Genomic DNA, 13139 nt, shown 5'->3' with positions numbered 1-13139 from the left:
TATATAGCGGTATCAGTTTGAAACAGCGTCAACTTTTGGGCGTTGACGCACATCAACCGTCTTTCAAAATTCGTTCAGCTTCTTGATCTACATTCTCGAACTGGCCGCGATAAACAGCCCACCAAAGTCCGCCGAGAACGATCAGAACAAGCACCACGGAAAGCGGTATGAGCAGGTAGAGGATGTCCATCAGATCGACTCCGTGGCGAGTGCGGCCACCCGTGCGGCTGGCCTGTTGAAGGAAGAAGCGGAAGTGGTCTCGCGAACGGCGACCAGCCCAGGCGCGCGAGCCAGTCGCGCGGCATTGAGCACCACCAGCAGCGAGCTCGCAGCCATACCCAATCCGGCAAGCCATGCAGGCATATAACCGGCAATCGCAAGCGGCACGCAGATGGCGTTGTAGATCGCCGACCACAGCAGGTTCTGGCGCACGACGCGCATAGTGCGACGTGCGAGCAAGAGTGACTGCCAGACCAGCTCAAGCTGATCGCCCATGACGACGAAATCGGCGCGAGATTGCGCGAGCGGCACCGAGCGGCCGAAGGCGAACGACACATGCGCGCCCGCGAGCACGGGGCCATCGTTGAGGCCGTCACCCACCATCGCGACATGCTTGCCTTCGGCCTGCAGTTCCCGCAACCTCGCGAGCTTGTCCTGCGGCGTGCAGTCGCCATGCGCATCGGCAATGCCGACCTGCCCTGCCACACGTTGCACCACCGCCGCGTTGTCACCCGACAGCAGTTCGACATGAATGCGCTCGCGCTGAAGAGCTGCGATCACCGCCGTCGATTCCGAGCGCAGGTCCTCGCAGAGTTCAAAGCGCAGTGCCACACTTCGCACGCCCTGCACTTCGAGCGAAAGCACTACCTCCTGCATGCCGTCCTCGCGCGGAGCAGCATCGGAAAACCTCGCGGAGCCGAGCTTCACATTCAGCGTTTGATCTGGAAAAGCAGGATGTCTCGCAACCGCCATCACGCCCGCTCCGGACACTTCCTGCACCGACTCCAGCACCCACTTGTCCACTTCGGTCGATGCCGCCCGCTCGCTGCCGAACCCAACCACCGCGCGCGACACCGGATGCAGCGACTGGCGCGCCAGCGCAACAGCCAGCGCCAGCGGCCACGGGACGCCAGCGTTCGCAAACTCCTGCGTGGAAAGCACCGACAACCCGTCGCGCGTCAGCGTTCCTGTCTTGTCGAACACCACGGTGTCCACCAAGGCGAGCGACTCCAGCCCTTGCAGATTGCGCACCAACACGCCGTTGCGCGCCAGAGTTCCGGCAGCGGTGAGCATGGAAACCGGCGTCGCCAGCGAGAGCGCACAAGGACAGGTGACGATCAGCACCGCTACCGCCACCATCGCCGCATGGCTCGGGCTGGTCGGCCACCACCAGATGGCGGCAGCGAGCGCCGCCAGCATCACGCCGATCAGAAACGGACGCGCCACCTTGTCGGCCAATTGCGCGAGGCGCGGCTTCTGCAGCGATGCGTTCTCCATCAGCGCAACGACTTGCGCAAAGCGCGTGCCATCGCCCATCTGCTCCACCCGCATTTCGACCGCCGCGCGCAAGTTGTAGCTGCCGGCGCAAACACCGGCGCCAAGCGGCTTGCTCACGGGGCGAGACTCGCCGGTCAAGAGCGCCTCATCGGCCTGCGTCTCGCCCACAATGATGCGCCCATCGGCGGGGAAGGCCTCGCCCGGCAGCACGCGCACGGTGTCGCCCAACTTTAGCCGCCGCGTAGTCACCCGCACGAATTCGCCGGTGATGGCATCTTTGCGCTCAACACTGTCCGGCAAGCGGTTGGCCACGGCCTCCAGCGCGCCCGCCGTGCGATCACGCAGGCGCAGCTCCAGCAACCTGCCCGACAGCAGGAAAAACACGAACATGGTGAGCGAGTCGAAATAGACCTCGGCACCGAAAGGCCCATTGGGATCGAACGTGCCGAGCGTGCTCACCACAAAGGTGATCAACATGCCGAGCGCCACCGGCAGATCCATGCTCACGCGGCGCTCGCGAATGTCTCGCAGCGCGCTCGAGAAGAACGGGCCGCACGCAAAGAACATGACGGGCACGCTGATCACCCATGAGGCCCAGCGCAGCAGCGTCTCCATCTCCTGCGAGAGATCCCCCGGCGTCGCCTGATATGCAGGCCACGCGTACATCATCACCTGCATCATGCAAAAACCCGCCACCAGCCAGCGCCAGAGCGCGCGGCGGCTTTCGCGCAGGCGCTGCTCGCGCATCAGCGCGTCCATCGCGGGCAGACTGCGGTAACCGGCCTTGCGCACGGCGGCCATCCATTGCGACGGCAAGACCTGGGCAGGATTCCACACCACGCGCGCACGGTGGGTGGCTGCGCTCACATCAACCTCCAGCACCCCAGGAACCTGCTTGAGCGCATCCTCGATCGAGAGTGCGCAGGCCGCGCAATGCATGCCATCGAGCACGACAAACGACTCCCAGAGGCCCGTCGTCGGCAGCTCCCGTCCGAAGGAGCCCCACTCCTCGGGGTCATCCAGCAGCGTGACATGTGCATCCGTTTCAGCAGCCCCGGACACTGGGGCCTGCAAAGACGAAAAATCTTGCACTATCGCCTGCTTATTGGAGTTGCTGATTGACATAGGACGAAAGATAAATCTCAAGCCCCCAATGCAATTTGACTTGAATCAAGAGTCCAGGCCCTGCTCGCACCTATGCTTCAGTTAACAAGCCGTTGCAAGCAACAGTGCTCACTGATTTATCAATGATCCTGCGACTTTTTGGCCGCGGATACTCTCAAGGAGGTTCTCTATGTACAAGCGCATCCTGATAGCCACTGACGGCTCTCCTCTGTCCGACAAGGCTGTCGAATCCGGCCTCGGCCTTGCGGCGCTGTGTGGCGCATCCATCGTGGCCCTGAAGGTGGTGCCGCGCTATCCCCGCAGCTACTTCGAGGGCAGCGCGCCGCTGAACCGTGACGAGGTCAAGCAGGTCGAGCAGCGCTGGAGTGACGCGGCTTTGGCCGAACTGGGCGAAATCAAGAAGCTGGGCACCGAACAAGGCATCTCGGTGAAGTCCGTCGTCGCCAAGTCCGAGCTGATCGCCGAGAGCATCATCTCCGCTGCCACCAAGAACAACTGCGACCTGATCGTCATGGCCTCCCACGGCCGCAAGGGCATCAAGCGCGTGCTGCTGGGCAGCGAAACCCAGCATGTGCTGACGCACTCGCACATTCCGGTGCTCGTACTTCGCTGAGCGTTTCAGGGCATTCGACCAAAGGCAGCCACGTGCTGCCTTTTTTTCATGGAAGCACGATGGGCGTAGAGCCGATCAAGGTGCTTGAGCGTGGACCCGTCAAAATAGGCAGGGCTGGCTCTTTTGACCCGGCCACGTTTCTGCGACAGTCCACCTGAAAACGACGCCCACTCCGGAACGCAAGCCCCATGTATATCCCCGCCCACTTCGCCGAAAGCCGCCCCGAGCAACTGCAGCGTGTCATCCGCGAGCACCCGCTCGGCACGCTGGTCACGCATGCAAATGGCCAACTCGATGCCGACCATCTGCCGTTCGAGTTCGATCCCGCCGTGGGCAAGCACGGCCAGTTGATCGCCCACGTCGCCCGCGCGAATCCCGTATGGCAGCGCTGCCCCACAGGCACGCCAGTGATGGTGATCTTTCGCGGCGCCGAGTCCTACATCTCGCCCAACTGGTACCCGAGCAAGCATGAGACCCATCGGCTCGTGCCGACTTGGAACTACGAAGTGGTGCACGCGCACGGCGTGCTGACGATCCGCGACGATGAAAAGTTCGTGCGCCGCGTCGTCGCCCTGCTCACGCGCAAACACGAGGCCGCCGAGCCTAAGCCATGGAAGATGGGCGATTCCGCGCCTGATTTCATCAACGGCATGCTGCAGAACATTGTCGGCATCGAGATCGCGATCACCGCGCTGACGGGAAAATCCAAGCTGAGCCAGAACCGCGAGACGCGTGATCTGGTGGGTGCCGCAGATGCGCTGCAGGCACGTGGAGAAACGGAACTGGCGGAGCTGATGCGCCCCGCCAAGTGATCACACTAGACCGACGAGTCAGCGCGCGAACAAGCCCTTGTGCTGATCGCGCAGCAGGTTCTTCTGCACCTTGCCCATGGTGTTGCGTGGCAGTTCGGTGGTGATGAAGCAGCGTTTGGGAATCTTGAAGTTCGCGAGTTGTGACTTGAGCTTGGCGATGATTTCCTCGCCGTCCAGTGTCACGCCTGGCTTGGCAATGATTACCGCGATGCCGACTTCGCCGAAGTCCGGATGCGGCACGCCGACCAGCGCACTTTCGGCGACGCCCGGCATGTCGTTGATGTAGCCTTCAATCTCGGCCGGGTAGACGTTGTAGCCGCCGCTGATGATCAGGTCCTTGCTGCGGCCGACGATGCTCACATAGTCGCGCTCGTCGACCTTGCCCACGTCGCCGGTCTTGAACCAGCCGTCGGCGCTGAACTCTTCCTTGGTTTTCTCGGGCATGCGCCAGTAGCCCTTGAACACGTTCGGGCCCTGCACCTGGATGTTGCCGATCTCACCCTTCGGCAGCGCCGCGCCCGCGTCATCCACCACGCGCAGGCCCACGCCGGGCAGCGGAAAGCCCACCGTCGCGCCACGGCGCTCGTGCTGGTTGCCGTAGCGTGCATCAGCGGCGTAAGGGTTAGATGTCAGCATGATGGTCTCGCTCATGCCGTAGCGCTCGAGAATGGTGAAGCCCGTGCGGTCCTGCCACTCCTTGAAGGTCTCGATGAGCAGCGGCGCGGAACCGGCGATGAACAGCCGCATGTGGCTGGCCTGCGCCTTGGTCAACGTGGACTCGGCCAGCATGCGCACATACAGCGTCGGCACGCCCATGAAGACCGTCGCGCGCGGCATGGCGGCGATGACGGCCTTGGGGTCGAACTTGGACATCCAGATCATCTTGCTACCGTTGATCAGCGCGCCGTGAATCGCCACGAACAGACCGTGCACGTGGAAGATCGGCAGTGCGTGGATCAGCACGTCGCCCTGCTTGAAACCCCAGTAATCCTTGAGCATCACCGCGTTGGACAGCAGATTTCCATGGGTGAGCATCGCCCCCTTGCTGCGGCCGGTGGTCCCGCTGGTGTAGAGAATCGCAGCCAAATCGTCGGCCAGCCTCTCGACCGGCTGGTGCTTGTCGCCGAAATGCGTGGAGCGCTCAAGCAGCGTGCCGTTGCGGTCCTCGCCGAGCGTGAAGACATATTCACAACCGGCCTTGAACGCGATCTTGGACACCCAGCCGAAATTGTTCGGCGTGCACACCACGACGGCAGGCTCGGCATTGCCGACGAAGTACTCGATCTCAGCACTCTGATACGCAGTGTTCAGCGGGAGAAACACATAACCCGAGCGCAATGTGGCCAGATACAGCAGCACCGCCTCGACCGATTTTTCGACCTGCACCGCCACGCGGCTGCCTTCAGGCAGATGCAGCGAATCGAGCATGTTGGCGATGCGGGCGCTCGCGCTGTCGAGGTCGCGCCATGTGTAGTTCAGCGGCTCGCCGCGCGGCGATGCAGCCTCGATGGCGACCTCGTCGAGGTTGGCGGGAAACGCTGCGCGCAGCGCGGAAAACAGGTTGTTGTTGGACATCGTCAAAAGCTCACTTCCGGAAAAACTCACTCAAACTGGCACATCAGGCCGCATCCACAAAATCTTGCAGTATGCGTTCGCGGTCGCCATCCAGCGCTGGCGGATTGCGCCGCACCGTGGAATCGGCGCCAAAGCTCGCCACCAGCGGATTCGACGCCACCTGCAGCGCGGCGCCACTCGGCGCCTGCACGCTCGCAATCATGCCGCGGGCCGCAATCTGCGGATGCGCGACCGCTTCAGCCACCGAATGATATTCACCTGTGGGCACACCGTGGTCAGAGAAAATACGGAGCCAGTGCGCGCGCGGCTCCTGCACGAGGCGTTCTTCAAGCAGCGCCTTCAGCTCGGCTTGATGCTTGCAGCGCTCGGTGTTCGAGGCAAAACGCGGGGCGTCGGCCAGCGCAGGCCGCTCGATCAGCCCGCACAGCGTCCTGAACAGCGCATCGCTGCCCACCGCGATCACGAACCAGCCGTCCTGCGCGGCGTAGACGTCGAACGGCGCCATCGACGGATGCCGCGAGCCGATGGGCCCCGGCACGCTGCCCGTCGCCGACAGCCGCGCAACCGGATTCTCGAGCAGCGCAATCTGGCAGTCCAGCATGGACACGTCCACCCGCTCGCCCTGCCCCGTGCGCGCCCGGCGCAGCAGCGCCGACTGGGTGCCGATCACCGCATACAGCCCCGCGCCCAGATCGCCAATAGACACACCCACGCGGCACGGGCCGGAGTCAGCCGTGCCGGTCACGCTCATCATGCCGCTCATCGCCTGCACCACCATGTCGTAAGCGGGCTTCTCGCGATACGGCCCGGTCTGGCCGAAGCCCGAGATCGACACCAGAATCAGCCGGGGAAAGCGCGCATGCAGCTCCTCCCAGTCGTAGCCCAGCTTCTCCATCGTGCCGGGGCGGTAGTTCTCGACCAGCACATCGGCCTTGGCAAGCAGGCGCTCGAAGATCTCGCGATCCGCGTCAGCCTTGAGGTTCAGCGCAATCGATTCCTTGTTCCGGTTCACCGACATGAAGTACGCCGATGTGCCATCCACAAACGGCCCGATGGCGCGCGAGTCGTCGCCCACGCCAGGCTGCTCGACCTTGATCACGCGCGCCCCGAGATCACCCAGCGTCTGGGTGCACATGGGCCCGGCCAGCACTCGGGTGAGGTCGATCACCGTCACGCCCGAAAGGGGCAAATCCACTGCAGACTGGTTCACTTGCCTACTCCTGCAACCGCACCTGAATTTTCGGTAATGGTCTTGTACTTCTTGCCGTCGTCGATGGCCCAGGCCTTGAATTCCTCGGGCGAGCCCGTCGGCCATGCGACATTGCCCTGCTTCTCCAACTTGGCCTTCACGTCGGGATCGTTGAGCGCCTGTGCGGTGGCGTCATTGAGCTTCTTGACCACATCGGCTGGTAGATTGGCCGGGCCGTAGAGGCCGAACCAGATGCTGAAGTCAAAATCGTTGATACCCGATTCCTTCATGCTCGGCAGATCGGGAAACAGTGGCGAACGATCCGCCGTGGTCACCGCCACCAGTCGCAGCTTGCCGCCCTGCGCCATCGGCAGCACCGAGGGCGGAGTGCCGAAGGTCATGTCCACATCGCCCGCGCCCACCGCCTGAATCGATGGTGCGCCGCCCTTGAACGGCACATGCAGCATGTCGATGCTCGCCGCGTGCGAAAACGACGCGCCCGCCAGATGCGTGACCACGCCCGTGCCGGACGAGGCATAGGTCAGCTTGCCCGGCTCTTTACGTGCCAGTTCGATCAGTCCCTTGACGCTCTTTTCGGGGAAGTCCTTCTTCACCGCGAGCAGCATCGGCGATTTGGCCCAGCGCGCGATGGGCGTGAAGCTCTTCACGCCGTCATAGCGCGCGCTCTTGTAGAGCAACTGATCGGAGCCGTAGAGGTTGGAGCTGCCCAGCAGCAACGTGTAGCCATCGGCCTGCGCACGCGCCACCAGATCGGACGCGATGGTCGTGCCCGCTCCGGGCCTGTTGTCCACCACGATGGACTGATTGAGCGCGCGCCCCATCTTTTCACTCACGATGCGCGCCACCGCATCCGCCCCGCCACCCGGCGGAAAGCCCACCAGCAGCGTGATCGGGCGATTGGGATAGGCAGCACCCTGCGCCAGCGCAGAGGTACAGACGAGCGCGGTCATTGCCGCCGCAAGGGCAGTCTTCAACTTCATGGTTTTGTCTCCGTTTTGGTAGTGTGTCTTCGAGCGTGAGATGTCCTCAGCGCCCTTTGAAGACCGGTTTGCGCTTTTCGCGCCAGGCGGTGCCGCCCTCTTTCAAATCGTCCGAATGAACGGTCTTGAATACGTCGCGCGCAATCGCGTCGGCGTCGTGCTGACCGCGTGCGATCAGGTTCAGGTGTTTCTTCATGCCGAAAAGCGGCAGCGGCGCCATCGCGCTCAGCGTGTCGGTCAGCGTGGTGACGGTGGTCTCGAGCGCGTCCGGCTGGACCAGATGCGTGAGAAAGCCGCAGGCCTTCATCTCATCGGCCGCCAGCCGCTCGCAGGTGAGGAACAGGCGCTTGGCCGTGTCGAGCCCGAGGCGGGTGACATAGCGCTCCAGCCCCGCCTGATAGAAATGCAGCCCGAGGCGCGCGGCGGGCATGAACATCTCCGCTCCATTCGCTCCCACGCGGAAATCGCAGGCCAACGCCATATCGGTCGCGCCACCGTAGACGCCGCCATGCACCACGGCGATGGTCACCGCACGGCACTGTTCGATGGCATCCACCATCTCACCAAAGCTGCTGCCCTTTTCCTGACTGTTCTGAACCTCTGATATATCATAACCACTGCAAAAGTACTTGCCTTCGCTGCGCAGCACCAGCACCCGCACATCGTCGGACGCATTGATCTTCTCGACGTGGGAAATGATGATAGGCAGATCTTCGGGCGCAAGGCGGTTGGCGACATCGGGCCTTCTCAGCGTGATGGTGGCAACGTGATTTTGCAGGTGCAACTCGGGCGTCATGTGTATCATTAGCTTCAACAGATATATCTAATATTAGAAAATGAGCCAGCATATCGCACATACAGAGAAAACCCTAGGTCTGTCAAGCATGCAGGACCGGATTCGGCTGGCGCTGGAGCAAGACCTGCGCAGCGGCGCACTATTGCCCGGCGACCCCATCGATGAGCAGGAGCTCTGCGAGCGCTTCCAGGCCTCGCGTACACCCGTGCGGGAAGCGCTACTGCTGCTCTCCGCCAAAGGCATGATCAGCATCCTGCCGCGCGCCGGCATCTATGTGCGCCAGCTGGAAACCCGCGAGCTGATCGCGATGATGGAAGGCGTGGGTGAACTCGAGGGCGTGGTCGCGCGGCTGGCCGCCAACCGTATCAACAACGACCAGAAGGAGCGCCTCAGACAGGCGCTGGAAGACACCCGTGCCTGCGCCCAGGCGGCGGATTCTATTGGCTACGAGCAGGCCAACGTGCAGCTGCACGATCTGATATATCAATCCAGTGGAAATGCCTTCATCGTCGAACAAACCCGAGAGGCACGCCTGCGCGTGGCGCCCTATCGCGGAAAAATGTTCGAAAAGCCCGAACGCCTGCTGCGCTCGCAGGCCGAACACGAAGCGGTGGTCACGGCCATCATCAACGGAGACAGCGAGGGAGCAGCGGAGGCCATGCGTAACCATATCTCGGCAGGCGGACGCGCGTTTGCCGACATGGTGCTGGCAGCGCCCGTGCCGCAGCAGACCATTCAGTCAAAACGACGCAAGCGCAAGGTGTGATTGGTGGAGCGGTCCAGGACAGCAACGTCATCAACGTCAATGCATCTCGATCCACAACCACAGCGGAAAGACAGCCCCTTAGCCGCGACGCGCAGCCGCAGACAGTATGTCGATACGGCAAGGCTGCGCAACAAAGGATAAGGGGCTGTATTTCCGTCTCACCAAGGGTAGCCACACCCAACCGAAGCCGCAAGGCTTCGTAGAGCGCGCGCGTGTGGTTGAGAAGCAGTTACTCCAGCTTGGCGCCGGAAGCCTTGACTACTTGCGCCCAACGCTTGACTTCGGCGCTGACCATCTTGCCGAAATCCTGCGACGACAGTCCACCAAACTCCGCGCCGTTGCTGGCCCACGCAGCCTTCACTTCGTCGGCCTGACCGAGTTTGTTGAACTCCTCGACGATGCGCGCCGCCATTTCCGGCGATGTGCCCTTGGGAGCCCAGAGGCCGTACCAGGTGGACACCGTGTAGTCGGGCAGACCCATTTCGGCAGCGCAGGGCACGTCGGGCAGCGCGGGGTTGCGTTTGGTGCCCGAGACCAGCATCGGCTTGATGCGGCCGCCCTTGATGTGTGCGGCGGAAGATCCCAGACCGTCAAACATCATGTCGACATTGCCGCCGATCAGATCCTGCAGCGCCGGACCCGCCCCACGGTAGGGAATGTGCGTGATGAAGGTATTGGTCTGCAGCTTGAACAGTTCGCCCGCCAGATGGTGCGAAGTGCCGGAGCCCGCTGAGCCGTAGTTGTATTTGCCGGGCTTGGCCTTGAGCATCGCGAGGAACTCGTTGAAGTCCCTGGCGGTCACGTTGCGCGGATTGACCACGACGACCTGCGGCACCTTGGCCAACAGCGCAAGGGGCACAAAGTCCTTCTCGATGTCGTAGTCAAGCTTGGGATACATCGACGGTGCGATCGCATGGTGCACCGCGCCCATGAACAGGCCGTAGCCATCGTGCGGCAGCTTGGCCGCGATGCTCGCGCCCACGGTACCGCCTGCGCCACCCCGGTTGTCGATGATCAGTGCCTTGCCGGTGGATTTGGAGAATTGCGCAGCCAACGGACGCGCAAAGGCATCCGTGCCACCACCTGCCGGGAATGGTACAACCACGGTCACCGGCTTGCTTGGCCAACCGGATGCCGCTGGATCGGCTGCGAAGCTGCGGCCTGCTCCGGCCATCATCAAGCCTGCCGCGCTTGCGGCACGCAGCACATCACGTCGTTGCATATTGCCTTGCGCGACCGCCGCTTCGCCCACGGTTGCGCCTGCCTGGAATGCGTTGTTGCCTGGCATGGTTGTTCTATCTCCTCGTTCTTCTCGATTGGATGGATGGTGCGTGCGGCACACGATTTGGAGACGCACACGCAAAATGGGTAGACCCTCAATGATCCGCAAATGTGAACATTTGTAGTCAATCGCTTTTGCTATTGACAAACCAAGGTTCACATCAGCATCCAACATCCACGGGCTTTCCCGAAGAAAATGAAATGGTGTTGTCGACTCTCCTGCGTTCAGCTCAAAGACGTGCACCTGTTGCGCGGTTGCAGCAAATGCTCTAATTCCATTCGTGATCTCTACAGAATTCCTCAGTCACGGCACAGCGCATCGATCTCGCTCGAGACGGGAACACGTCCCTCGTGCAGCTGGCTGCGGTGCTTGTCCAGCTTCTTGAGGTCGTAGAGGTAATTCACCATCATCCCGAACGACTGCTTCATGCCCTTGGACGACGGATCACCCGCCCAATTCAGCCGTTCGACGCGAGCGCCGTTGCCCAAGTGAAAGCGAGCGACCGGATCGAGCGGCTTGTCGTCCACCATACCGCGCCCCAGATAACGGGCCGCGCATTCGGTGACGAACTGGCGCACGGGCGACTTGGCATCGAGCTCGAGCGCATGCGCATCAGTGGCAGCCAGCACATGGGCGGACTGCGGCGGCTCAAAGCCGACCGCGCGCCCCAGATCAGCCAGCCGTTTCTCGTCCAGCAGGTCGAGCTGCTGCGCACAGTTCTTGTTCAACCACGAGCGGAAGCCCGGAATCGGCGACAGCGTCGCAAAGCGCTTGAGCTTGGGAAACTCCGCCGTGAGCGTCTCCACCACATGCTTGATCAACGAATCGCCAAAGCTCACGCCACGCAGACCCGTCTGCGTGTTGCTGATCGAATAGAAGATCGCGGTCGTCGCCTTGCTGAGATCGGCGGCCTCTGCAGATTCGTCGAGCAGCGGCGTGATGCTGGGCGACATGTCGGTGACCAGCGCCACCTCCACGAAGATCAGCGGCTCATTGGGCAGACGCGGATGGAAGAACCCATAGCAGCGGCGGTCGCTGTCGAGTCGGTTCTTGAGATCGGCCCAGCTGCGGATATCGTGCACCGCCTCGTATTTGATGAGCTTCTCGATCAACGACGCGGGCGAGTCCCAGGACAGGCGCTTCAGGTCCAGAAACGCCACATCGAACCAGGTCGCGAAGAGCTGCTCGAGCTCCGCCTCAAGCGGCATCAGGCGCTTGTCACCCTTGAGATGCGGCAGCAGTTCCGCACGCAGATCGACCAGAAACCGCATGCCACTCGGAAACACCGCAAACCGCTGCAGCAGCCGCGTGCGCGGAGAGGTCAGCACGCGGCGCAACTGGGCCTCTGCTTGCGGCGCATCGGGCGTGCCTACGGCGGCCTCGTACTTCTGCTGCGCGTTCTTCACGCGCGTGGCGTCGGGCGTGAACTGCTCGCACATCAGCAGCCACAGATCGTGGCGCTCCTCGGGCGTGGCTTCGGCATACCAGGCGGCAACGGCTTCAGCGCGACGACCACCCTCCACCTCGCTCACACGCGGCGCGACCACCTCCTGCAAATCAGCCAGCACGCGCCTGAGCGCACGCGGCGACAACGCCTCTGCGCCGCGCCTCAGCGTGGCCTCGAGCCGGTCATGGGTCGAGCGCAGCGCGCCTGTGTCCTTGCCGGCTCCCTTTTCGGAGGAAGCGTCAGATGCTTTCGAATCACCGCCAATAAGACGAGCGACGTTGCGAGACAACCAGGTAGTAGCGGCATTCATAGGGCGATCCGGGAAGAATGGAGACGTGCCAGCTCGCGCAGCGCCTCTCGTTGGGCAAAAAGGTGGTTGCGCATGGCCTGCTCGGCTGCGTCGGGGTTGCGGCTCTTGAGCGCAGCGAACACGGCCAGATGCTCAGAAAGACTGTTGTCGAGCCGACCCGGCGCATGCAACTGCTGCAACCGCGCGAGGCGCAGGATCTTGCGCAGATCGCCAATGCTCTGCGCGAGCCAGCGGTTGTCGGCCAGCGTGATGAAGGCTTCGTGGATGGCCAGATTGGCCGCGTAATATTCGTTGATGCTGCCCGCGTCGGCGTGGCGCTGAAGGCGCTCATGCAGCAGCTCAAGCGCATTGATGTCGGCCTCGGTCGCGTTCTGCGTTGCCTCGTAGGCGGCACGCCCTTCGAGCAAACCGATCACCGGAAAGATCTCGTCCACATCGCGCTCAGTGATCAGCGCCACAAAGCAACCACGACGCGGCTCGTGCCGGGCCAGCCCCTCGGCCACCAGCACCTTGAGGGCTTCGCGCAGCGGTGTGCGTGAAATCTCCAGCCGCTCACACAGCCGCACCTCGTCCAGAAAGCTGCCGGGGGCGAGCGTTCCGTCGAAGATCAGCGCTCGCAATCGTTCTGCGACCTGATCGTGCATGGAGTTGATAAGCGTGCGCATGGCTACCTCAAACAGTCCGGACCCGTGACCAGAACATCAATCGGCACATTCATATACAACG

12 protein-coding genes are annotated in these 13139 nt (G+C 62.5%); 3 read left to right on the top strand and 9 right to left on the bottom strand.

Annotated features, from left to right (window positions below):
• Positions 1-52: 52 nt before the first annotated feature.
• Entirely contained in the window at positions 53-190 is a 138-nt protein-coding gene (gene ccoS, locus G7047_RS03450) for a cbb3-type cytochrome oxidase assembly protein CcoS (RefSeq protein ID WP_166300767.1), read from the bottom strand.
• Positions 190-2622 (bottom strand): cation-translocating P-type ATPase, encoded by a 2433-nt coding sequence (locus G7047_RS03445; RefSeq protein WP_166300763.1) that lies wholly within the window; start codon positions 2620-2622, stop codon positions 190-192. Before G7047_RS03445 ends, ccoS begins: the two co-directional genes overlap by 1 nt.
• A 169-nt stretch (positions 2623-2791) precedes the next feature.
• On the opposite strand from G7047_RS03445, the gene G7047_RS03440 reads away from it, so the two are divergent.
• Positions 2792-3235, top strand: coding sequence for a universal stress protein (locus G7047_RS03440; RefSeq protein WP_166300760.1), 444 nt, complete (start codon positions 2792-2794; stop codon positions 3233-3235).
• Between the two features lie 188 nt (positions 3236-3423).
• Positions 3424-4047 (top strand): FMN-binding negative transcriptional regulator, encoded by a 624-nt coding sequence (locus G7047_RS03435; protein ID WP_166300757.1) that lies wholly within the window; start codon positions 3424-3426, stop codon positions 4045-4047.
• An 18-nt stretch (positions 4048-4065) separates the two neighbouring features.
• On the opposite strand, the gene G7047_RS03430 is transcribed toward G7047_RS03435, so the two are convergent.
• The 4 genes from G7047_RS03430 to G7047_RS03415 are packed head-to-tail and all read right to left on the bottom strand — an operon-like array spanning position 4066 to position 8608.
• The gene (locus G7047_RS03430; RefSeq protein WP_166300755.1) at positions 4066-5622 is read right to left on the bottom strand and encodes a malonyl-CoA synthase; all 1557 of its coding nucleotides are present in this window, start codon (positions 5620-5622) and stop codon (positions 4066-4068) included.
• Positions 5623-5665: 43 nt separating this feature from the next.
• The gene (locus tag G7047_RS03425; protein WP_166300750.1) at positions 5666-6832 is read right to left on the bottom strand and encodes a CaiB/BaiF CoA-transferase family protein; all 1167 of its coding nucleotides are present in this window, start codon (positions 6830-6832) and stop codon (positions 5666-5668) included.
• Complete coding sequence (locus G7047_RS03420; RefSeq protein ID WP_166300746.1) at positions 6829-7812, bottom strand: tripartite tricarboxylate transporter substrate binding protein; 984 nt, start codon at positions 7810-7812, stop codon at positions 6829-6831. The genes G7047_RS03425 and G7047_RS03420 overlap by 4 nt, the downstream gene beginning before the upstream one ends.
• 46 nt (positions 7813-7858) lie before the next feature.
• Positions 7859-8608, bottom strand: coding sequence for an enoyl-CoA hydratase/isomerase family protein (locus G7047_RS03415; RefSeq protein WP_166300743.1), 750 nt, complete (start codon positions 8606-8608; stop codon positions 7859-7861).
• Between the two features lie 88 nt (positions 8609-8696).
• On the opposite strand from G7047_RS03415, the gene G7047_RS03410 reads away from it, so the two are divergent.
• Entirely contained in the window at positions 8697-9374 is a 678-nt protein-coding gene (locus G7047_RS03410; protein ID WP_166300740.1) for a GntR family transcriptional regulator, read from the top strand.
• 229 nt (positions 9375-9603) lie between these two features.
• Here G7047_RS03410 and G7047_RS03405 read toward each other — a convergent pair whose 3' ends face one another.
• From G7047_RS03405 to G7047_RS03395, 3 genes are all read right to left on the bottom strand, one after another.
• Positions 9604-10596 carry a Bug family tripartite tricarboxylate transporter substrate binding protein gene (locus G7047_RS03405; protein ID WP_371813876.1) on the bottom strand — a complete coding sequence of 331 codons (993 nt, stop codon included), beginning with the start codon at positions 10594-10596 and terminating at the stop codon, positions 9604-9606.
• A 359-nt stretch (positions 10597-10955) separates the two neighbouring features.
• Entirely contained in the window at positions 10956-12413 is a 1458-nt protein-coding gene (locus G7047_RS03400) for a malonyl-CoA decarboxylase (protein WP_166300734.1), read from the bottom strand.
• Entirely contained in the window at positions 12410-13078 is a 669-nt protein-coding gene (locus G7047_RS03395) for a GntR family transcriptional regulator (protein ID WP_166300730.1), read from the bottom strand. The genes G7047_RS03400 and G7047_RS03395 overlap by 4 nt, the downstream gene beginning before the upstream one ends.
• Positions 13079-13139: the final 61 nt, after the last annotated feature.

Source organism: Diaphorobacter sp. HDW4A (assembly GCF_011305995.1).
Taxonomy (GTDB): Bacteria; Pseudomonadota; Gammaproteobacteria; order Burkholderiales; family Burkholderiaceae_C; genus Diaphorobacter_A.
Note: the sequence above shows the minus strand (reverse complement) of the source record. Positions and strands in the feature narration are given on the sequence as shown.

Bases quoted from the DNA above. Each gene is read 5' to 3' on its own strand.
- G7047_RS03395 (WP_166300730.1), bottom strand. From the start codon at position 13,078: ATGCGCACGCTTATCAACTCCATGCACGATCAGGTCGCAGAACGATTG.
- G7047_RS03435 (WP_166300757.1), top strand. From the start codon at position 3,424: ATGTATATCCCCGCCCACTTCGCCGAAAGCCGCCCCGAGCAACTGCAG.
- ccoS (WP_166300767.1), bottom strand. From the start codon at position 190: ATGGACATCCTCTACCTGCTCATACCGCTTTCCGTGGTGCTTGTTCTG.
- G7047_RS03440 (WP_166300760.1), top strand. From the start codon at position 2,792: ATGTACAAGCGCATCCTGATAGCCACTGACGGCTCTCCTCTGTCCGAC.
- G7047_RS03415 (WP_166300743.1), bottom strand. From the start codon at position 8,608: ATGACGCCCGAGTTGCACCTGCAAAATCACGTTGCCACCATCACGCTG.
- G7047_RS03445 (WP_166300763.1), bottom strand. From the start codon at position 2,622: ATGTCAATCAGCAACTCCAATAAGCAGGCGATAGTGCAAGATTTTTCG.
- G7047_RS03405 (WP_371813876.1), bottom strand. From the start codon at position 10,596: ATGCAACGACGTGATGTGCTGCGTGCCGCAAGCGCGGCAGGCTTGATG.
- G7047_RS03430 (WP_166300755.1), bottom strand. From the start codon at position 5,622: ATGTCCAACAACAACCTGTTTTCCGCGCTGCGCGCAGCGTTTCCCGCC.
- G7047_RS03420 (WP_166300746.1), bottom strand. From the start codon at position 7,812: ATGAAGTTGAAGACTGCCCTTGCGGCGGCAATGACCGCGCTCGTCTGT.
- G7047_RS03410 (WP_166300740.1), top strand. From the start codon at position 8,697: ATGCAGGACCGGATTCGGCTGGCGCTGGAGCAAGACCTGCGCAGCGGC.
- G7047_RS03400 (WP_166300734.1), bottom strand. From the start codon at position 12,413: ATGAATGCCGCTACTACCTGGTTGTCTCGCAACGTCGCTCGTCTTATT.